Below are 19,948 nucleotides of genomic sequence, written 5' to 3' on the forward strand. Positions count from 1 at the left end.
TTGAATCGAGGCTAGCAGAGCCATTTTCAAAAACCAAGTAAAAACCCTTGGTTAATTAAACGAATACCACTAACCTAAAGATCCAAAGTATCGATTCATGGGATAACAACAATGAGCAATAACATGCAGGACTCTATGCAAGCGCTGCACGGCTACTACCTGGAAGATCTGGAAGTCGGCATGCAGGCGAGCTACGCCAAGACCATCACCGATGCAGACGTCATCCTCTTTGCCGGCATCAGCGGCGACGATAATCCGGTGCACATCAACGCCGAATACGCCAAGACCACCATGTTCGAACAGCGCATCGTGCACGGCATGTTCAGCGCCGCCCTGATCTCTGCCGTACTGGGCACGCGCCTGCCTGGGCCGGGCGCCATCTACGTGGACCAGCAGCTCAAGTTCAAAGCCCCGGTACATATCGGTGATACAGTGGTCGCCACGGCTACAGTGGTGGAAATCAACGAAGAACGCCGTCGCGTGAAGCTCGAAACCATCTGCCGTGTGGGCGATAAGGTTGTCGCCGAAGGCGTGGCCACCAACATGGTTGACCGCCGCCCGGCCTGATCCCAAACAAGCGCAAGGAGTGATTGAAAATGCTGTTGGATAAGAATAAGTCCGTACTGGTCGTGATCGATGTGCAGGCCAAGCTGCTGCCGGGCGTACACGAACAGCAGCGGCTCGTGGACAACTGCAAGTGGCTGACCCGGCTGGCCCAGCTGATGGAAGTGCCGGTGATTGGCTCTGAACAATACCCTCAGGGGCTGGGCCACACCGAAGAGAGCCTGCGTGAACTCGTTGGTGCCGAGCAGCTCTTCGGTAAAGCCCATTTCGCCTGTATCGATGACCCTGAATTCGGCAGCGCCTTCGGTGAGCTGGACCGCAAGCAGGCGATCCTATGCGGCATGGAGTCCCAGGCCTGCGTAATGCAGTCCGCCCTGCGCCTGCTCGAAGAAGGCTACGAGGTGTTCGTGGTCGCCGATTCCATCTCTGCGCGCAACCCGTTCGATACCGAGATCGCCCTGCGTCGCATGGAGAAGGAAGGGGTTAAGTTGATCACCCGAGAAATGGTCGGCTTTGAGTGGATGCGCCGCTCCGACGTAACCCAATTCAAGGCGTTCAGCATGGAGTTTCTGCGCTGATTGATGATGCCAACTGCCCCGGCACTCGTCTGCCGGGGCCAGACCCTCTCCCCATGCCGCTTGCCTGTGTTGTATCCTGCCCAGCACACCCAGAGCAGGGAATGCAGATGAAACCCTTAACGCCTGAACAAGGCCGCTCCGCCCTGAGCGACGACGCCGAGCGCAACCGACTGCTTGCCGAGATGGCAGAACAGTCCACCGACATGATTTCTCGCCATACGCCCGGCGACTGGCGCTTCATCTATGCCTCCCCCGCCGTAACGCACCTGCTGGGTTTTACCGTGGAAGAGATTGTCGGCATGTCCGCCTACGACCTTTACCACCCTGACGACGTGAAGGACTTTCAGGACCGTGCGCCCAGCGTCACCTACGACCGTGGCCTGTACACCCATACCTATCGGTTCCGCTGCAAGGACGGCCACTACACCTGGCTGGAAAGTACCAGTCGTACCCTGCGCGATCCCGAGACCCACGAGATCAAGGAGATCCTCGTGGTGTCGCGTGATGCCTCACACCGTATCAAGGCCGACAAGGCCAACCGGCGACTGGCACGGGTGCTGGAGAGTACTCAGGATCTGGTGATCTTCTCCGATCTGGACCTGCAGATCACCCACCTCAACGAGGCAGCTCGACGCTGTCTTGCACTGGAACATACCGACTACACCCGGCTGTCTTTACAGGAGCTAATGGCACAAAAAGGCTTCCACACCCTGCTGGCCGATGGCCTGCCCACCGCCAAGGAACAGGGCAGCTGGCGTGGCGAACTGAACCTGCAGAGCCGCGAGGGCAACCCTATTCCGGTGATGCTGGAGCTGCTGGTGCACCGCTCATTGCACGGCGATATTGAATACCTGTCACTGGTGGCCCGTGATCTGAGCGAAAAGAAAGCCGCCGAAGCACAGATGAAGCATTATCAGGCCGAGATCGACCACGCCAGCCGCCTGATCACCATGGGTGAGCTGGCCTCCAGCCTGGCCCACGAACTCAACCAGCCGCTGCTGGCGATGGTCAGCTTTCTGCGCGGTATCGAGCGCCGCTTCGCCAGCGCCGAATCGCTGCGCTGGCAGGATATCGAAACGCCCATCACCCGCAGCATCAGCACCGCCCTGCGTGCCGGCGAAATTGTTCACCGGATGATGGACTTCACCCGCAAACAGGAACCCCAGGTTACCGAGCTGGATATTGCGCGCCTGGTCAATGGCATTTGCGAGTTCTGTGAATCCACCGCCGAACGCCATAACGTGCGCATCCTCTGTCAGCTGGACGACAGCCTGCCCGCCGTGCGCGGGGACCAGATCCAGCTGGAACAGGTGCTGCTGAACCTGCTGGTCAACGCGCTTGAAGCCAGCGACACCGAGGCCGAACATGAACTCAAGACCGTCAGCGTCGGCGTCCGCCCCGAAGGCGACCAGCTGCTGATCACAGTGGACGATGAAGGCCCCGGCATTCCCGAACAGGATCTGCCGCAGATCTTCGAGCGCTTCTATTCAACCAAGCGCATGGGGCTCGGCATGGGACTGGCCATCAGTCGCTCTTTGGTAGAAAATCTGGGCGGCGAGTTATGGGCGGAAAACCTGCCACAATCCGGCAGCCGCTTCTCATTCACCGTGAACACAGTTAACTGAGTACGCATGACCTCTGAACAAGACGCTCAAAAGGTATTCGTCATCGACGATGACGCCGATGTCCGTGACTCCCTGAAATGGCTGCTGGAGTCTGTAGGGCTGAGCGTAGACACCTTCGAGAATGCGCTTGAGTTCATCGAGCACAACCCGGGCAACACCAGCGGCTGCATCGTAATGGATGTCCGCATGCCTGGCCTCAGCGGCATCAATGCTCAGAAGAAATTTGCCGATTTGGCAATAGACCTGCCGATCATCATGATCTCGGCGCATGGCAACGTCGACATGGCCGTCACAGCCCTGACTCAGGGCGCACTCACCTTCATCGAAAAGCCATTCGACGACCAGATACTGATCGACCACGTGCATAATGCGCTGGAAAAAGACCGCATCCGCATGGCCCGCCAGAGTGCTCAGTCCCGCATGCAAGAACGCTATGACAGCCTGACGCGAAGGGAAAAGCAGGTGATGGGGTTGATCGTCAAAGGGCTGTCCAACCAGGAAGCCGCCGACGAACTGGGTATAAACCGCAAAACAGTGGAAGGCCACCGCGCCCATATGATGGCCAAGATGAAGGTCGACTCTCTAGCCGAACTGGTCCAGATCGCAATTGCACTGGGGCTGGTGGAGACGGTGGAAGATCAGGGCTGATGTCGGGAAAGCGATTCAGATCCTTGAACAGGTAAGCTGAGCGGAGGCTTATACCTCTGCTCTCTCTGCCAGCAGCTGCTCAAAGTAGCCGTTGCCCTGGCGGGTATCGCCATACAACACAACCCCCACCAGCTTTTCGTCCCTTAGCCACAGCTTGCGATAATCCCCCGCTTCCGGGTCGTGGTACTCCACCACTTTGGCATCCTCTGCATCGATCTCGCCACAGGAAAACAGCGAGATCCCGCTGACCTTGAGCTGGGTCGCTACCGGCTGTTCGGCATACAGATCCCTTTCTCCGCTCAGCACTTGCGCAAGTACCCTGGCCTGCCGCCATATAGGTGCGACCAGACCGTAGGTGTTGTCTTCGAACTGGCAGCATTCACCGATGGCGAAGATATCCACAGCGCTGGTGCGCAGTTCGGCATCTACCCTGATGGCCCGGTCGCAGTCGAGCTCGGCAGCTCGGGCCAGAGAGGTTTCGGGGGTGACACCGGCTGCAACCACCGCTAAATCAGCAGGCAAAGCGGTACCATCCTTCAGAATAACTTGCGTAACCTGCCCGGCTTCGTTGCCCTGCAAGCACTCGACACCGGCGTTGGTAATGATTTCCAGCCCACGTCCTTCCAGAGTTTGCTGCAGCATACCCGCTGCATGGCGGTCGAGCTGGCGGTTGAGCAGGTAATCGCTGCGCTGGAGCACGCGCGTGCACATGCCCAGTTTGCGCAGGCCTTCGGCCGCTTCCAGCCCGAGCAGGCCGCCGCCGATTACCACGGCGTTGCCACCTTTAGCGGCGGCTTCACGCATGATTTCCACATCCTGCCAGGTACGAAATCCCATTACACCGTGAAGGTCGATACCCGGCAGCGGCGGCAGGCTGGAGTTGGAACCTGTGGCCAGTACCAACTGGTCGTAGTAGATGCATTTGCCACTGCCGGTATAGAGACGGTGACGTTCGGGCTCCAGCGCCATGACCGTGTCATCACACAGCAGTTCTATGCCCTTTTCCGCGTACCAGTCGGTGCTGTGCAATTCCAGCGCCTGGTCTTCGATTTCGCTGGCCAGCAGAGGCGACAGCAGCACTCGATTGTAGGCCGGCCGGGGCTCACGACCGATCATCAGGATACGGCCCTCGAAACCGCCACCCTGCTTGAGTTCCTGCACCAGCCGCGCCGCTGCCATGCCGTTACCGACGATTACCAGTTCTGCATCCATTTGCTAGCCTCCGGCTACTCGGCTCAGGCCTGTTTGCGGGATTTCGATTCACTGGCAGCCGAGCCCTTGGGGCGGCGACTCTCCAGCGGTTCCACCTTGCGCTGCTTCTCGTACAGGAAGCGCAGCACCTGATGGCGGTAGTGGTTGTACTCGGCATCATCAGCCAGGGCGATACGGTCACGCGGACGCGCCAAGTCTACCTTGAGGATCTCACCCACCGTTGCAGCCGGGCCGTTCGTCATCATCACGATGCGGTCGGACAGCAGCACCGCTTCATCCACGTCGTGGGTGATCATGATCACGGTGTTATTGAGCTTATTCTGGATCTCCATCAGCGAGTCCTGCAGATGGGCGCGGGTCAGTGCGTCCAGCGCACCAAAGGGCTCATCCATCAGCAGCACGGTGGGCTCCATTGCCAACGCTCGGGCGATACCCACACGCTGCTTCATGCCACCGGAGATCTCATCCGGGCGCTTGTGGATTGCGTGGGTCATGTGCACCAGTTCCAGGTTGTGCTCAATCCACTCCTTCATTTCCGCTTTGCTCTTTTTGCCCTTGAACACCTGGCGCACGGCCAGTTCCACGTTCTCGTAGGCTGTCAGCCAGGGCAGCAGCGAGTGGTTCTGGAACACCACGGCACGCTCAGGGCCGGGTTCGTTCACTTCACGACCGTCCAGTACCACACCACCAGTGGTGGCCTGATGCAGGCCCGCAACGATGTTCAGCACGGTGGACTTGCCGCAGCCGGAGTGGCCGATCAGGGAAACAAACTCGCCCCGCTGGATTTTCAGGTTGACCCCGTCCAGCGCCTTGAAGGCCCCTTTCGGTGTCGGGAACTCGATGGAAACGTCGGTTAATTCAAGATGTGCAGCCATGGTGGAGTCTCCTTATCGAGTAATGGCAGTTTTATCCCAGGACACGGCGCGCTGAATCAGCAGCATGATGCGGTCCAGCAGGAAGCCGATCAGGCCGATCACCAGTACGGCGACCATGATGCGACCGAGGGAGTCGGAGCTGCCGTTCTGGAATTCGTCCCAGACGAACTTGCCCAGCCCCGGGTTCTGCGCCAGCATTTCGGCGGCGATCAGCACCATCCAGGCGATGCCCAGTGACAGGCGCAGGCCGGTGAAGATCATCGGCACCGACGATGGCAGTACGATGCGTACCACGTGTGTCAGCCAATTCAGGCGCAGCACTTTGCTCACGTTCTGCAGGTCCGGGCTGATGGCTGACACACCCACAGCGGTGTTGATCAGCGTCGGCCAGAGGCAGCACAGGGATACGGTAAACAGCGAGGTCAGAAATGACTTGGCGAACAGCGGGTCATCACTGACATAGGCGGCACTGACCACCATGGTTACCAGCGGCAGCCAGGCCAGCGGCGACACCGGCTTGAACAGCTGGATGATCGGGTTCAATGCGCTATACAGGGCTGAATTCAGACCGATGCAAATGCCCAGCGGAATGGCGATCAACGCTGCGATGGCAAAGCCGGCCAACACCGTCACCAGGCTGGTACCGATCTGATCAAAGAAGGTCGGTTTACCGGTGTAATCACGGATTTTAGGTACGTAATCCGGGTCTTTGGCGACACGGTCGGCGTTACGCTTTTCCTGTCGTTCGTAGAAAGCGGCTTCACGATCACGCTCACGGTTGTGCTCAGAAACCAGTGCTCCCGCCTGTTCGTAGACCTGGGTCGGCCCCGGGAACTGGCCCAGCGAGGTGTCGATCTGCTTGGCGCCCACCTGCCAGATAAACAGGAAGACCAGCAGGCCGATCAATGGCAGGCCGAGGGTCTGGGTGGTGCGTTTCAACCAGCTGGCGAAGGTGTCGTTGGCTTTAACTCCGGCGATGCCGGACATGCCTGATAGTGTCATACGAATGCTGCTCATGGTGTGCTCTCCTTCGGCGGGGCTCCGATCAGCGCCGGAGCCCGCAGCCATCAGATTTGGTCAGCGCCTTTCAGGCCGATATCGAACTTCTGCAGATACTCGTTCGGCTTGGTACCGTCATAGGTCACACCGTCGATAAACTGGGTCTGCGGTGCCTTGAAACCGTCTTCGCTGGCAAAGTCCGGGAAGTCGCTGGCAGCCATCTTGCCTTCTGCAATCAACTCCTCGGCGGCAATACGGTACACATCCGGGCGGTATACTTTCTTGGCCACATCCATGTACCAGCTGTCAGGCTTCTGCTCGGAAATCTGGCCCCAGCGGCGCATTTGGGTCAGATACCAGATGGCATCGGAGTAGTAGGGGTAAGTGGCGTGATGACGGAAGAAGACGTTGAAGTCAGGCACTTCGCGCTTGTCGCCCTTCTCGTACTCAAAGGTACCGGTCATGGAGTTGGCGATAACCTCGGCATCGGCCCCCACATATTCAGGACGCGACAGGATATCCACCGCTTCCGGACGGTTGGCGTTATTGTTTTCATCCAGCCATTTGGCGGCACGGATCATCGCCTTGACCACACGAATATGCGTGTTGGGGTACTGATCCGCCCAGGCTTTGGACACACCGAACACCTTTTCCGGGTTGTCCTTCCAGATCTCGTAGTCGGTGATTACCGGCACGCCGATGCCCTTGAACACTGCCTGCTGGTTCCAGGGTTCACCCACGCAGTAGCCATAGATGGTGCCCGCTTCCAGTGTGGCCGGCATCTGCGGCGGCGGGGTTACTGACAGTAGCGCATCTGCCTGCTGCTGACCGCTGGTGTCGCCCTTGTGCGGCGCATAATAGCCCGGGTGGATGCCACCGGCGGCAAGCCAGTAACGCAGTTCATAGTTGTGGGTGGAAACCGGGAACACCATGCCCATGTTGAACGGTTTGCCTTCGGCACGGTACTTGTCCACCACTGGCTTGAGATAGTCGGCCTTGATCGGGTGTACCGGCTTGCCGTCTTCACCGACAGGAATGTGTTCCTTCATCTGCTCCCAGATATCGTTGGAAACGGTGATGCCGTTACCGTTCAAGTCCATGCTAAACGCGGTGACGATATGCGCTTCAGTACCGTAACCAATGGTGGCACCCAGTGGCTGACCGGCCAGCATGTGTGCACCGTCCAACTGGCCGTCAATCACGCGGTCCAGAAGCACTTTCCAGTTGGCCTGGGCTTCCAGCTGTACGTACAGGCCTTCATCCTCGAAGTACTGCTTCTCGTAGGCGATCGCCAGCGGCGCCATGTCGGTGAGCTTGATGAAGCCGAATTTCAGCTCCTCCTTTTCCGGATAGCCCACTTCAGCCTGTACAGCTGTCTGGGCAGTCAGTGTGGTGACGGCGATGGATGCCGCCAGCAGCAGTCGCTTGAATGATCCCGGTTGTTTCAACATGGTCTCGCTCTCCAAATACAAAAAGCCAAATGCAAAAAGGGCGCCGCCCCACCACTCGAAGATCAAATCTCCGTTGATGGAACGGCGCCCTTGCCGTCAGTGTCAAAACTGATATGTGATGGCACCGCCTGAGCAGTACCGATTTGCCAGTGATAAAGCAGATGACGTGCCAACATCTGAAAAACCAGAAAAATCAGCATGTTTTGCCGCTTTTCCCTTTTCAGCCCCTGCTCATGCCGGTAGATACCGCACTGCAAAAATGCAGAGCGCCCCAAAATCGAGCACACGTCCTCTTCACGCTTCTGGCTCGCTGCTGCAAACCAATGACTTAGCCCTGTAAACACACCCCCTGCTGCTGGCACCGCTTTTGCAGTACAAATACCAATGACAAAAAACAACATCGGCAACGACGCCCGGTACTCCCTCTTTATACAAAGATGGGGAGACCGGGCGTTTTTGTTTGTGCGTTTGAACTGGAGTGCTCCATGGCGACCCTGAAGAACCAGACCACCTGCCCCTACTGTGGCGTCGGTTGCGGCGTAAACACCACTCATGATGGCCAGCGCATCATCGCGGTCAGCGGCGATGAAGATCATCCAGCCAATCAGGGCAGGCTATGCGTAAAAGGCAGCGCACTTCATGAAACCACCGCGATGGAAGGCCGATTACTCAAGCCGCGCGTGGATGGCCGTGAGCACAGCTGGAATACGACGCTGGAGACCCTGGCCACACGTCTGGGAGGAATCATCGCGGCGCACGGCCCCGAGTCGGTGGCCATGTACCTGTCCGGCCAGTTATTGACCGAAGACTATTATGTCGCCAACAAGCTGATGAAGGGCTTTATCGGCTCGGCACACGTGGATACCAATTCACGGCTGTGCATGTCGTCCACCGTCGTGGGCTACAAGCGCGCTTTCGGTGGTGACCTCCAGCCCTGCAGCTATGAGGACATCGACCACGCCGAGCTAATGGTGCTGGTCGGCTCCAACGCCGCCTGGAACCACCCCATCCTGTATCAGCGTATGGTCGCCGCCAAAAACACCAATCCTGATATCAAGGTCGTGCTGATCGATCCACGCCGAACAGCCACGGCCGATCTGGCTGACCTGCATCTGGCATTGAAGCCCGGCACTGATGCACTGATCTTTAACGCCATTCTGGCCGCACTGGCAGAGCGCAATGCCCTGGATGCTGACCACATTGATGCCCATACGGAAGGCTTTGATGCTGCCTTGAGTGCCGCCCAGACGAGCGCTGGCGACCTGGCTGAGGTTGCACGCGAGGCGGATGTGCCTCTGGCCGACCTGGAGCAGCTGGTGGACTGGTTCTGCACCACTGAGCGAACACTTACTTTCTTCTCTCAGGGCATCAACCAGTCCAGCAGCGGCACCGACAAGGTTAACAGCATCATCAACTGCCATCTGGCCACGGGCCGACTGGGGCGCCCCGGCATGGGGCCCTTCTCGCTGACCGGCCAACCCAACGCCATGGGAGGCCGAGAGGTGGGCGGACTGGCTAACCAGCTGGCAGCACACATGGATTTCAGCCAATCCGCATTTGTCGAGCGAGTGGGTCGGTTCTGGCAGGCACCGAATATGGCCACCCGTGAAGGCTACAAGGCGGTGGATCTGTTCGAGGCTATCGAGCGTGGCGAGATCAAGGCTGTCTGGATCATGGCCACCAACCCGCTGGTCAGCCTGCCCGATGCCAACCGCGTTCGTCGCGCAGTGGAGAAGTGCGAACTGGTCATCGTATCCGAATGCATGGCGAACACCGATACGCTGGAACTGGCCGATATCGTCTTGCCTGCCAGCGGCTGGAGCGAGAAGAACGGCACCGTTACCAATTCCGAGCGCCGTATTTCGCGCCAGCGTGGCCTGGTGCCTCCGCCAGGAGATGCGAAGCACGACTGGTGGATTATTTGCGAGCTGGCCAAACGAATGGGCTATCGGGAGGCCTTTGATTACCCCTCCCCCGCCGCGATATTCCGAGAACATGCGCGCCTGTCCGGCTTCGAGAACAACCGTACCCGTGGTTTCGATATCAGCGGCATGGCAGAACTCAGTGACCTTGCCTATGACAGTCTCAAGCCGATCCAGTGGCCCGTAAACGAGCAGGCCCCCGAAGGTACGCCTCGGCTGTTTGCCGACGGCCACTTTTTCACCCCAAACAACAGGGCACGACTGTTACCTGTCACCCCTCAGGCGCCCAAACAGCAGCCCAGCAGTGAGTACCCACTGATCGTCAACTCCGGCCGTATCCGGGACCAGTGGCACACCATGACCCGAACCGGTCGTGCCGCCCGCCTGTTGCAGCACCACGCAGAACCCTTTATTGAAATTCACCCGGACGATGCGCGTCGGTTCCAGGTAGAACACCTGCAACTGGCCGAGCTGCAAAATGAGCTGGGCCGTTACCGGGGCCGTATCCGCATCACCGACCAGCAGCGCCCGGGCGAAGTATTTATCCCCATGCACTGGACCCGTCAGTTCACTCAAACCGGTATCAGCGGCAGCCTGTTCGCTCCAGAGGTCGACCCCTTTTCCGGCCAGCCCGAATCCAAGCAGGGACGCGCAACCCTTAAGCCTCTTCACATGCGCTGGGAAGCCCGACTGCTGGTCCGTGAGGAGCGCAGCATTGAGGATCACTGGTGGACACGGGTTCCCCTCAACCACTGCACCAGCTATCGACTGGCCGACACCGAAGCGGTGGAGAACTGGCGGGACTGGTGTGAATCCCACCTGGGTGCCCCCAGTCTTTGGCTGGACGACCAGCCCCATAAGCGCTTTCGTGCCGCCGGAATTCAAAACAATCGTCTAGACTGGATATTACTGGTTGAACCCAATGCCGAGCTGCCTGACTTGGCGTGGCTGGATAGCTGCTTCGATGTGGAAGTCGATCTGGATACCCGGCGCCAGCTGCTGGATGCCAAAGCCCCCGGCGAGCAAGCCTCGGGGGCGGTAATCTGCAGCTGTTATCAGGTACGCGAACCGGACATCATTGCCGCCATTATAGAGGGTGCAGATTCGGCTCAGGCGCTGGGTGAGCAGCTCAAGTGCGGAACCAACTGCGGCTCCTGTGTGCCGGAGTTGAAAGAACTGGTCAAAGTGCATCACGTGGAGAAGAGTGCATGATTACAGGTCTGGTCCTCTCGGGAGGTCGCGGCGAACGTGTGGATGGTGCCGACAAGGGGTTGATGCTCTATGAGGGGCTTCCGCGCGTGCAATATTCCATCGAAGCCCTGCGGCCTCACTGTGACCAGCTCTATCTGAACTGCAATCGTAACCACGACCAATACGAGCGGTTCGGACTGCCGCTGCTCAGCGAACCCGAACCGGACTTTCCAGGTGCCCTGGTGGCCCTGTCTCAGCTGCTTCCGGAGCTGCCGGGCGATCAGTTTCTGATACTGCCATGTGATACGCCGGGCATTCGCGCAGATCATATCAACCTGCTGCTTGAAGCCGCTGAGCAATACCCTGAGCACTGGATCTACTTCATCTCGGCAGGACGTGAGCACCCACTTCACGCCCTGATTCCGGAGCCGCTCGTGCCACAGCTTGTGCGCCGTGTGGCTGCCGGCGAACGCCAGATGATTCGTGTGCTGCAGCAGGTGAAGTCGGTCGGTATCAAGTTACGCCAGGATGTTCTGCTTAACCTGAACACCTGAGCCGACGCTTCCCTCTTGTCGATATAACACCTGTCTCTTGTCCTCAATTCCGGTCTCTCGGAATGCTGCTGACATCATGACCAGCCCATAACTTGACGTCGTCAAGTTGATGCTATACCTTGAACCCAACTTGACACTGTTAAGATTATTCCAACAATAAACGAATAACGGCTTACTTTGCCCTGAGAGGTTCTTCCATGACCGCACATCGCTACCCGAATCTTTTGGCACCCCTGGACCTGGGATTTACCACGCTGAAAAACCGCGTCCTGATGGGGTCCATGCATACTAATCTTGAAGAGATTCCTCAGGGCTTTGAAAAGCTGGCCAGCTTCTATGCCGCCCGTGCAGCCGGCGGTGTAGGCCTGATCGTAACCGGTGGTATTTCCCCCAACGCTGCGGGTGTTGTATTCCATGGCGCAGCGCAAATGGATGATGCCAAGGAAGTGCCACATCACCGCATCATCACGGAGGCCGTGCATGCTGCAGGTGGCAAGATCTGTATGCAGCTGCTGCACGCCGGTCGCTACGCGATGACACCCGCGTCAGTCGCGCCTTCCGCTATCCAGTCACCCATCACACGCTTCTGTCCGAAAGAGCTGACCGATGCCGAAGTCGAGCAGCAGATCGAAGATTACGTAACCGCTGCAGCGCTGGCGAAAGAAGCCGGCTACGACGGCGTTGAAGTCATGGGGTCAGAGGGGTACCTGATTAACCAGTTCCTGGTCCAGCGCACCAACAAGCGTACCGACCGCTGGGGCGGCAGCTACGAAAACCGTATGCGTTTCCCCACCGAAATCGTGCGCCGCGTGCGTGAGCGAGTGGGCGAAGAGTTCATCATCATCTACCGCCTGTCGATGCTCGACCTGGTCGAAGACGGCAGCACCTGGGATGAAGTACTCACTCTGGCCAAGGCGATTGAGCAGGCCGGCGTCACCATCATCAACACTGGTATCGGCTGGCACGAGGCACGTGTCCCAACCATCGCCTCCAGCGTACCCCGTGCCGCTTTTGCCGGCGTCACCGCCAAGATCCGCACTGAACTCAAGGTGCCGGTGATCACCTGTAACCGTATCAACACCCCGGAAGTGGGCGAACAGATTGTTGCCTCTGGCCAGGCCGACATGATCTCCATGGCACGCCCCTTCCTGGCCGACCCGGACTTTGTGAATAAATCCGCCGAGGGACGTGGTGATGAAATCAACACCTGTATCGGCTGTAACCAGGGCTGTCTGGACCATGTATTCGAAGGCAAGCTGACCACCTGTCTGGTCAACCCGGTTGCCTGCCGAGAATCTGAGCCGGGCGTGGAGCCGGCAAGCAGCGGCCGCCGTATTGCCGTCGTAGGCGCAGGCCCCGCTGGCATGATGGTCGCGGCAGTAGCTGCGGAACGTGGTCATCAGGTCACCCTGTTTGAATCCCGCACTACGCTGGGTGGCGAGTTCGAACTGGCCGCCCGCATCCCGGGCAAGGAAGAGTTCTACGAAACCCTGCGTTACTACGAGAAACGTTTCGAGAATGCCGGCGTAGAAGTCCGTCTGGGGCAGACTGTTAATAAGGACCAGCTGCTGGAAGCCGGTTTTGACGATGTGGTTGTGGCGACCGGTGTGCGCCCCTGGACGCCGCCGATTCCGGGCATCGAAAATGCCCAGTACCTGGATTACCTGGACGTTCTTGAGCACGGCAAACCGGTTGGCAAACGCGTTGCCATTATCGGTGCCGGCCCCATCGGCTTTGATGTTGCGGAATTCCTCACCGAATCTGATGAACATGTGCATCAGGGCAAGGATGGCTTCATGGCCGAATGGGGTGTGGATCAGAACTTTGAAGTACGCGGCGGCCTGGTGGCTCCCCAGCCCATGCCATCCGTTGATCGCGAAATCCACCTGCTGGAAGTCCGTGATATCAAAGTAGGCGCCGAGCTGAGCAAAACCACTGGCTGGATTCACCGTGAAGTGCTGAAGAAGCGCAACGTTAAAATGCTGGGTGGCGTGACCTTCAATCAGGTCGAGAGCAACCGCATCAGCCTTGAACACCGTGACGAACAGCATGTACTCGATGTGGATACCGTGATTGTCTGTGCCGGCCAGCGCCCGCGAGCCGACCTGGCTGAAGAGCTGGAAGGTGCTGGCATCAACGTCCACCGTGTGGGTGCGGCTCGTGAAGCCCGCGGCATGGATGCCAAAATCGCCTTTGCCGAGGCGCTGGAACTGGCCAAAGCTCTGTAAACCGCATCAACCACGAATACCCAAGGGGAGCCTGTCAGAGGCTCCCCTTTTTGGTTACACGGGTCTTATTACTCAGAACCAGGCTCTTTCAGGCCACACTATTTCTCATTCACACCCGCTGCTTTTGCCGTTGTGCGTAACTTTCGTTTTCTCGCCCCGAATTTATCTGCATGCGTCCTATCGGCCACCCAAACGACCGCCTGATTTGTCAGATCCAGCAGCTTCGTGTATCAGTCTTCGCAGCATCGTTTTTCTTCAATGATGCAGCACCAATGTCTGGATAACACCGGACAGCAAGACACGCACAAGCCCAACAAGGAGTGGATGGATATATGGCACGTGAGATTCTGGTTCTGGGCGCTGGCATGGTCGGCGTTTCTGTGGCCTGGCACCTGCAGCAAAGAGGTCATCAGGTTACGCTGGTCGACCGTCGCGCGCCGGGACGCGAAACATCTTTTGGCAATGCAGGCCTGATTCAGCGTGAAGCCGTCTATCCCTACGCCTTCCCACGTGATCTGAAAACACTGTTGCGCGTGCTGCCCAACCGGGAAACGGACATCCGCTATCGACTGGGCGGCCTTATGCACACGGCCGGCCCTCTGCTCCAGTACTGGCGTAACTCAGCGCCTGGACGTTATCCCGGCGTAGTGCCCAGTTACGCTGCTCTGGTGGAACAGTCGCTGGACACCCATGCTGAAATGATCCAGGCCGCTGGAGCCGAACATCTGATCCGCGAAACGGGATACATCGACGTATTTCGTACCGCCAGCACCTTTGAGCGAGAGTGTGAACAGGCAGAGAAAGCCGCTAGCGAATTCGGTATTGAAACCCGAATGCTTGATAGCAAGGCACTGGCACGTGAACAGCCCGGCATTCATATCAACACCCCGGGCGCCATTCACTGGACCCAGCCCTGGGGCGCAGTATCACCGGGCGATCTGGTTGCGGCCTATGCCCGTGCGTTCCAGGCCAGTGGCGGGCGGCTGGTAGAAGCTGAACTGCAATCACTCAGCCCGCAGGGTTCGGGCTGGCGAGCACTGGTACAAGGCGAAACGTTGGAGGCTGAACAGGCTGTCATGGCCATGGGGCCCTGGTCTGCGGACTGGCTAACCAACCTGGGGATTTCCATTCCCTTGATCATCAAGCGTGGTTATCACATGCACTTCGCCGGAGCGGAAGGGGCAAGCCAAAACGGGACCGGGCTCAAACACTGGATCATCGATTCAGAGAACGGCTACCTGCTTGCGCCCATGCAGGCGGGTATCCGGCTCACCTCCGGTGCCGAGTTGACCCGACACCAGGCTCCGCCACGCTATGAACAGCTGAATGACGCCGAAGCCAAGGCAAGAACCTTTTTCTCACTGGGCGAGCGTATCGACGCCCAACCCTGGATGGGCAGCCGCCCCTGCTTGCCGGATATGAAACCCATCATTGGCCCCTCCCGCAAACACCCCGGGCTCTGGTTGGCCTGCGGCCATGGCCATCAGGGCTTCACGCTGGGCCCTGTGACCGGAAAGCTGATCAGTCAGATAATGGATGGGGAAACACCCGAAATCGATATGACCCCTTATCGGGTTGAGCGCTTCTAACCCCCTTCCCCGAACACTCTGGACTTATTCTCTCGGCCTTGAAACGCACTGTTTTAGGTCGAGAGATCAAACAGCCTTCGCTTATTGCACCCTTTTGTATCCCTTGCCGAAACCTTCTCCTCAAGCCCCGTGCATTTGCAGGGTATTGCCCACGCATTAAAGCGGCTAGTCTGAGATAAAGGTCACGCCCCCACAGAAGAAAAACATAATCGAGGCCAGCCCAATGCCAACCCACACCCGTATCGACGATGCCGAGTTGTTGAGTCAGTTCAGCCATACATTGCTGGAGATTTACCGCCTGGCCCGCGAGGAACCGCTGGAGCGTTTTCTGCAAACAATGCTGGAATGTATCCAGTCCCTTATCCCTTTCCAATCGGCCTGGTGGGGGCGCGGCACACCCTCTTCTGACGAACCCGAGCTTCTGCAAAGCTTCTTTTTGCTGGGGTTACCGCCAGACTACTTTGAAGACTGGAAAAGCATTCGCAAACAGGACGACACGGTAGAACGGGTATTCAAGGAACCCGGCAAACCTGTTGTGCTGACCATGGACCAGCCTGATATCTCGGAAGGCCTCAAGTGGCTGGCACACAAATACGCATTTTCAGAACTGATGTGCACCATTTCCCGCGACGACATTACCGGCTTCATCAATCACCTGAGTCTCTATCGTGGCAGTGATGACCCGGCCTTTTCTGCGATGGAACTGACCTTGATGCAATCACTGATGCCGCACTTGTTATCAGCGGCATCTATTAATCAGATCCGAAACGTCCATGCAGTCATGGAATCCAAAACCGAAAACCCCATGTCGCTGGCCGTATCGGACGCAAACGGAGTACTGCAAAGTTCGGAACCTGGACTGGTCGATCTATTGCTGACCGAGTGGCCTGACTGGCGCGGCCCCCAACTCCCGTTTGCGCCAACCCTTGATGGTTACCACGGCCAGGCACTGGCCATTGATTGCCAGGCACGTGGCCAGAACTTCCTGTTGATAGCACGCCCGCTATACCCGATTGAACAGCTGTCAGCTCGGGAACAGGATGTCGCCGTTCGTTTTGGCCAGGGCCGCACCTACAAGGAAATTGCCCGCGAAATCGGCATCTCCCCCAATACCGTTCGCTACTATCTGCGCTCCATCTATATGAAGCTGGGCATCAACAGCAAAGCCGACATTAGCCGCCTGTTACACGACCTGCCCAACAGCAAACCCATATAAACCACTAACCCAACCCGCAACACCCCACCCTGTTTTTTAACTATCAGAGCTGATCTGAGGCCCCCACTCGCCCTGATAACAACCTGGGAAAACAACAATGAAAACAAAACGAGACTTGCTGAAAAACAGCCTGATCGGTGCCACTCTGGCGGCAACCCTGCCTTTGAGCACGTGCGTACAGGCCGCCGATACCAACGCCAAGGATTTTTACAGTGCGCCATCAGGCACTCAACTGGGCGTCCTGTACCTGCCCAACACCCAAGCCAGCCAGTACGACTCCGAAACGGGAACCTTCAAGGATGCCGAACTGAATGTGCAGGCGGTGGCCTATCGTCACATCTGGTTTACCGACATCTGCGGCACCCTGTGTACACCTCAGGTCATACTGTCCGGAGCTCGCGTCAAGGCGAAGCTTCCCGGCGCAACCCAAAGCATGAGTGATTCCGGCCTGGGCGATGCCCAGATCGGCGGCACCCTGTTCCTGCTCAATAACCCCGAGCAGCGTGAGTACAGCGGTTTGTTGTCACTGCTGACGGTGCCCATCGGTGACTACGACGGTCATGCAGCAGATGTGTCAGCCGGCGCCAACCGTTGGGGCGCCACCTTCCTGCTCAACTACACCCGCGGTGTCAGCGACAAATGGACTCTGGAAGGCTCTCTGGAAGCCCAGCTGTACGGCAACAACGACGATTACTACGGGCAAACCCTGTCACAGGACCCGCTTTATCGCCTCCAGGCCTTTGCGTCCTACGACTTCACCCCCTCCACCTATGGCGCTTTGCGTCTTTATCACGCCCAGGGCGGTGAGCTGGAGATCGGTGGCACCAGAATCTACAACTCACGCCAGGAATATACCCAGGTGGGATTTGAAGTCGGTCACTGGCTCGATGGCCGCAATCAGGTGATGTTCACCTATGCGGACAACGTCGACTCTGAAAACACCTTCGACAGCAGCCAGTTCATGCTGCGCTTCGCCCACGTCTACTAGGAGGCTATGAGATGACAAGCGTTCATACCTCCACCGACAACCGCAAGACCATTCTGGCGCTGACCCTGATAGCAGCAGTCGCGCCGGCACTGCTGATGATGGCTCCCGTAGTGGCTGGACAGCTGGGTGCCGAATTACAGCTGGGTCCGGCTGCCATCGGCTCGCTGTTCACAGCTGAATTAGGTGCCATGAGCCTGGCCAGCTTACCCGCCTGTTATTGGCTTTCCCGCGTTAACTGGCGTCTGGCCGGCACGCTGGCTGCATCGGTTTTTATTGTGGCGAATCTTGGCTCAATGCTGGCCGACTCGGCCTCCACGTTGATTCCGCTGCGTATCCTAAGTGGCCTGGGTGGCGGCTCCCTGATGATTCTGTGTATGGGCACCGCATCCATGCTGCCCAAACCTGACCGAATCTATGGTCTATGGGTGATGGGGCAGCTGGTACTCGGAGCCCTTGGCCTGACCCTGCTGCCCAGCCTGTTTGCCCACTATGGACTTGCTGTCTTCTTTGCCGTGCTGGCGGTACTGATGCTGCTGTGCCTGCCGCTGATCCGCTATCTGCCTGCCAACAAGCAGCAGAGTACTGACACGGCAAAAGCGAACACAACAGCGCGCCTGTCCCTGCCTGCGCTTGTGGGTCTGCTTGCAGTCCTGCTGTTCTATATCAGCCTGAATGGCGTCTGGACATTCCTTGGGGCCTTGGCAGAAAGCATCAATATCGACGCACAAGTGAGTGGCAATGTGCTGGCAATGGCCTCACTGCTGGGCATAGCTGGCGCCCTCAGCGCCACGCTTCTGGGTGGTCGCAAGCGCTTTCGTTTACTGCTGGTTGGCGGTTATGCCGTGATGATCGCCGGCATTCTGCTGCTGACCGGCTCGCCGGACGAAACGCGCTTCACTCTGGCGGCACTGGGCTTCAAATATGCCTGGACCTTCGCCCTGCCCTTCATTTTGGCCAGCCTCGCCAGCATCGACCGCAATGGACAGCTGATGAGCCTCGTCAATCTGGTGATTGGCGGCGGCCTGGCTCTGGGCCCTCTCATCGCCGGCCGCATGATTGAAGAATTTCACGGATTTCAGGCCGTGTTACTGGGTTCGGCCCTGCTGGCCTTCCTGTCCCTTGTACTGATTCTGCTGTTGCAAAGTAAAACCGAACAAACCCTTGGAGAACCTGAACATGTCTAACACAGCCTTTCTGTTTGATGAGCACTGCTTCTGGCACTCAGCCGGCAGCCATGTGGAAATTCTGCCCGTCGGTGGCTGGATTCAGCCGCCTTCTGCAGCGGGTCATGCCGAATCACCGGAAACCAAGCGGCGCCTGAAAAACCTGCTGGATGTGTCCGGCCTGAGCCAGTCGCTGCAGGTCTCCAGTGCGCCCGCAGCTACTCAGGAGGATCTGCTGCGCGTCCATCCCCAGACTTACCTGGAACGATTCAAGGCACTGAGCGACAACGGCGGCGGCCCTTTTGGTGACAACGCCCCTGTTGGCCCCGGCACCTTCGAAATCGCCCTCAAGTCCGCGGGACTGGTCTGTGCTGCCGTCGAAAAAGTGATGCGAGGCGAAGCCGATAACGCTTATGCCCTGTCCCGCCCGCCGGGCCATCACTGCCTGCCGGATCAGGCCATGGGCTTCTGCTTTCTGGCCAATATCCCGGTGGCCATTGAGCGCGCCAAGGCGATGTTCAACCTGGAGCGTGTTGCTGTCATCGACTGGGATGTCCACCACGGCAACGGCACTCAGGCGGTCTACTATGATCGCCCGGATGTGCTGAGTATCTCCATCCACCAGGAAGGTTGTTTCCCACCAGGCTATTCGGGTGCCGAAGACCGCGGTGAAGGGGCTGGCGAAGGCTGTAACCTGAACATTCCTTTGCTGCCGGGTAGCGGACATGCAGCGTACATGCATGCCTTTGACGAACTGGTCGCACCGGCCTTGCGCCAGTACAAACCTCAGCTGATCATAGTGGCCTGTGGCTACGACGCCAACGGTATTGACCCACTTGCACGTATGCTGGCCCACAGCGACACCTTCCGCCAGATGACTGAAAAGACCAAAGCCCTGGCCGAGGAGTTGTGTGATGGACGCCTGGTGCTGGCCCACGAAGGCGGCTACTCCGAAGGCTATGTTCCCTTCTGTGGCCTGGCGGCCATTGAAGCCCTCTCCGGGGTTCATACAGAAGTGGAAGACCCGCTGCTGGACTTCATCAAGCTGCAGCAGCCCAAGGGTGCTCAACCCGAGTTGCAATTCAGCTTGCTGGAGGAACAGGCACAATCCTTAGGCTTTAAAGACTGAAGATAACGCACCTCCC

General features: G+C 58.2%; 17 protein-coding genes. 12 read left to right on the forward strand and 5 right to left on the reverse strand.

Features of this window, described 5'->3' with window-relative positions; translation table 11 throughout:
- Positions 1-135 precede the first annotated feature (135 nt).
- The 4 genes from O3C79_RS16070 (at position 136) to O3C79_RS16085 (ending at position 3,415) form a co-directional block, all read left to right on the forward strand.
- Positions 136-567 carry a MaoC family dehydratase gene (locus O3C79_RS16070; RefSeq protein ID WP_029511219.1) on the forward strand — a complete coding sequence of 144 codons (432 nt, stop codon included), beginning with the start codon at positions 136-138 and terminating at the stop codon, positions 565-567.
- Between the two features lie 29 nt (positions 568-596).
- Positions 597-1,142: a hydrolase gene (locus tag O3C79_RS16075; protein ID WP_494383918.1), complete on the forward strand. Its 546-nt coding sequence runs from the start codon at positions 597-599 to the stop codon at positions 1,140-1,142.
- A 101-nt stretch (positions 1,143-1,243) separates the two neighbouring features.
- Positions 1,244-2,767 carry a PAS domain-containing sensor histidine kinase gene (locus tag O3C79_RS16080; RefSeq protein ID WP_494383919.1) on the forward strand — a complete coding sequence of 508 codons (1,524 nt, stop codon included), beginning with the start codon at positions 1,244-1,246 and terminating at the stop codon, positions 2,765-2,767.
- Between the two features lie 6 nt (positions 2,768-2,773).
- Positions 2,774-3,415 carry a response regulator transcription factor gene (locus O3C79_RS16085; RefSeq protein WP_076460502.1) on the forward strand — a complete coding sequence of 214 codons (642 nt, stop codon included), beginning with the start codon at positions 2,774-2,776 and terminating at the stop codon, positions 3,413-3,415.
- 48 nt (positions 3,416-3,463) lie between these two features.
- Here the strand turns inward: O3C79_RS16085 and O3C79_RS16090 are convergent, their stop codons facing one another.
- The 5 genes from O3C79_RS16090 to O3C79_RS16110 form a co-directional block, all read right to left on the reverse strand.
- Positions 3,464-4,627 (reverse strand): NAD(P)/FAD-dependent oxidoreductase, encoded by a 1,164-nt coding sequence (locus tag O3C79_RS16090; protein ID WP_494383920.1) that lies wholly within the window; start codon positions 4,625-4,627, stop codon positions 3,464-3,466.
- A gap of 23 nt (positions 4,628-4,650) precedes the next feature.
- Positions 4,651-5,502, reverse strand: a complete 852-nt coding sequence (locus tag O3C79_RS16095) for an ABC transporter ATP-binding protein (RefSeq protein WP_494383921.1) — start codon at positions 5,500-5,502, stop codon at positions 4,651-4,653.
- A gap of 12 nt (positions 5,503-5,514) precedes the next feature.
- A complete protein-coding gene (locus O3C79_RS16100; protein WP_417534400.1) occupies positions 5,515-6,519 on the reverse strand; it encodes an ABC transporter permease in 1,005 nt (334 codons plus the stop codon).
- Between the two features lie 50 nt (positions 6,520-6,569).
- Complete coding sequence (locus O3C79_RS16105) at positions 6,570-7,952, reverse strand: CmpA/NrtA family ABC transporter substrate-binding protein (protein ID WP_076461286.1); 1,383 nt, start codon at positions 7,950-7,952, stop codon at positions 6,570-6,572.
- A 62-nt stretch (positions 7,953-8,014) separates the two neighbouring features.
- Complete coding sequence (locus O3C79_RS16110) at positions 8,015-8,353, reverse strand: hypothetical protein (protein ID WP_494383922.1); 339 nt, start codon at positions 8,351-8,353, stop codon at positions 8,015-8,017.
- 84 nt (positions 8,354-8,437) lie between these two features.
- Here O3C79_RS16110 and O3C79_RS16115 point away from each other — a divergent pair, with 84 nt between their 5' ends.
- The 8 genes from O3C79_RS16115 to O3C79_RS16150 all read left to right on the forward strand — a co-directional run bounded on the left by O3C79_RS16115 (position 8,438) and on the right by O3C79_RS16150 (position 19,932).
- Positions 8,438-11,086 (forward strand): nitrate reductase, encoded by a 2,649-nt coding sequence (locus O3C79_RS16115; RefSeq protein WP_494383923.1) that lies wholly within the window; start codon positions 8,438-8,440, stop codon positions 11,084-11,086.
- A complete protein-coding gene (locus O3C79_RS16120) occupies positions 11,083-11,619 on the forward strand; it encodes an NTP transferase domain-containing protein (protein WP_494383924.1) in 537 nt (178 codons plus the stop codon). The genes O3C79_RS16115 and O3C79_RS16120 overlap by 4 nt, the downstream gene beginning before the upstream one ends.
- Positions 11,620-11,816: 197 nt before the next feature.
- A complete protein-coding gene (locus O3C79_RS16125; protein WP_076460528.1) occupies positions 11,817-13,847 on the forward strand; it encodes an oxidoreductase in 2,031 nt (676 codons plus the stop codon).
- A 332-nt stretch (positions 13,848-14,179) separates the two neighbouring features.
- Positions 14,180-15,436, forward strand: coding sequence for an NAD(P)/FAD-dependent oxidoreductase (locus O3C79_RS16130; RefSeq protein WP_494383925.1), 1,257 nt, complete (start codon positions 14,180-14,182; stop codon positions 15,434-15,436).
- Between the two features lie 223 nt (positions 15,437-15,659).
- Positions 15,660-16,652: a helix-turn-helix transcriptional regulator gene (locus tag O3C79_RS16135; protein WP_010324140.1), complete on the forward strand. Its 993-nt coding sequence runs from the start codon at positions 15,660-15,662 to the stop codon at positions 16,650-16,652.
- A 97-nt stretch (positions 16,653-16,749) separates the two neighbouring features.
- A complete protein-coding gene (locus O3C79_RS16140; protein WP_494383926.1) occupies positions 16,750-17,640 on the forward strand; it encodes a transporter in 891 nt (296 codons plus the stop codon).
- An 11-nt stretch (positions 17,641-17,651) separates the two neighbouring features.
- Entirely contained in the window at positions 17,652-18,824 is a 1,173-nt protein-coding gene (locus O3C79_RS16145) for an MFS transporter (RefSeq protein WP_494383927.1), read from the forward strand.
- The gene (locus O3C79_RS16150; RefSeq protein ID WP_494383928.1) at positions 18,817-19,932 is read left to right on the forward strand and encodes a class II histone deacetylase; all 1,116 of its coding nucleotides are present in this window, start codon (positions 18,817-18,819) and stop codon (positions 19,930-19,932) included. Before O3C79_RS16145 ends, O3C79_RS16150 begins: the two co-directional genes overlap by 8 nt.
- Positions 19,933-19,948: the final 16 nt, after the last annotated feature.

The sequence above is a fragment of the Marinobacterium sp. NO-S09 genome, assembly GCF_059179545.1.

What these genes read in the sequence shown, in the direction of transcription:
- O3C79_RS16075 (WP_494383918.1), top strand. Translation starts at nt 597, where the DNA reads ATGCTGTTGGATAAGAATAAGTCCGTACTGGTCGTGATCGATGTGCAG.
- O3C79_RS16135 (WP_010324140.1), top strand. Translation starts at nt 15,660, where the DNA reads ATGCCAACCCACACCCGTATCGACGATGCCGAGTTGTTGAGTCAGTTC.
- O3C79_RS16100 (WP_417534400.1), bottom strand. Translation starts at nt 6,519, where the DNA reads ATGAGCAGCATTCGTATGACACTATCAGGCATGTCCGGCATCGCCGGA.
- O3C79_RS16150 (WP_494383928.1), top strand. Translation starts at nt 18,817, where the DNA reads ATGTCTAACACAGCCTTTCTGTTTGATGAGCACTGCTTCTGGCACTCA.
- O3C79_RS16130 (WP_494383925.1), top strand. Translation starts at nt 14,180, where the DNA reads ATGGCACGTGAGATTCTGGTTCTGGGCGCTGGCATGGTCGGCGTTTCT.
- O3C79_RS16085 (WP_076460502.1), top strand. Translation starts at nt 2,774, where the DNA reads ATGACCTCTGAACAAGACGCTCAAAAGGTATTCGTCATCGACGATGAC.
- O3C79_RS16105 (WP_076461286.1), bottom strand. Translation starts at nt 7,952, where the DNA reads ATGTTGAAACAACCGGGATCATTCAAGCGACTGCTGCTGGCGGCATCC.
- O3C79_RS16125 (WP_076460528.1), top strand. Translation starts at nt 11,817, where the DNA reads ATGACCGCACATCGCTACCCGAATCTTTTGGCACCCCTGGACCTGGGA.
- O3C79_RS16110 (WP_494383922.1), bottom strand. Translation starts at nt 8,353, where the DNA reads ATGTTGTTTTTTGTCATTGGTATTTGTACTGCAAAAGCGGTGCCAGCA.
- O3C79_RS16140 (WP_494383926.1), top strand. Translation starts at nt 16,750, where the DNA reads ATGAAAACAAAACGAGACTTGCTGAAAAACAGCCTGATCGGTGCCACT.
- O3C79_RS16115 (WP_494383923.1), top strand. Translation starts at nt 8,438, where the DNA reads ATGGCGACCCTGAAGAACCAGACCACCTGCCCCTACTGTGGCGTCGGT.
- O3C79_RS16145 (WP_494383927.1), top strand. Translation starts at nt 17,652, where the DNA reads ATGACAAGCGTTCATACCTCCACCGACAACCGCAAGACCATTCTGGCG.
- O3C79_RS16095 (WP_494383921.1), bottom strand. Translation starts at nt 5,502, where the DNA reads ATGGCTGCACATCTTGAATTAACCGACGTTTCCATCGAGTTCCCGACA.
- O3C79_RS16080 (WP_494383919.1), top strand. Translation starts at nt 1,244, where the DNA reads ATGCAGATGAAACCCTTAACGCCTGAACAAGGCCGCTCCGCCCTGAGC.
- O3C79_RS16070 (WP_029511219.1), top strand. Translation starts at nt 136, where the DNA reads ATGCAAGCGCTGCACGGCTACTACCTGGAAGATCTGGAAGTCGGCATG.
- O3C79_RS16120 (WP_494383924.1), top strand. Translation starts at nt 11,083, where the DNA reads ATGATTACAGGTCTGGTCCTCTCGGGAGGTCGCGGCGAACGTGTGGAT.
- O3C79_RS16090 (WP_494383920.1), bottom strand. Translation starts at nt 4,627, where the DNA reads ATGGATGCAGAACTGGTAATCGTCGGTAACGGCATGGCAGCGGCGCGG.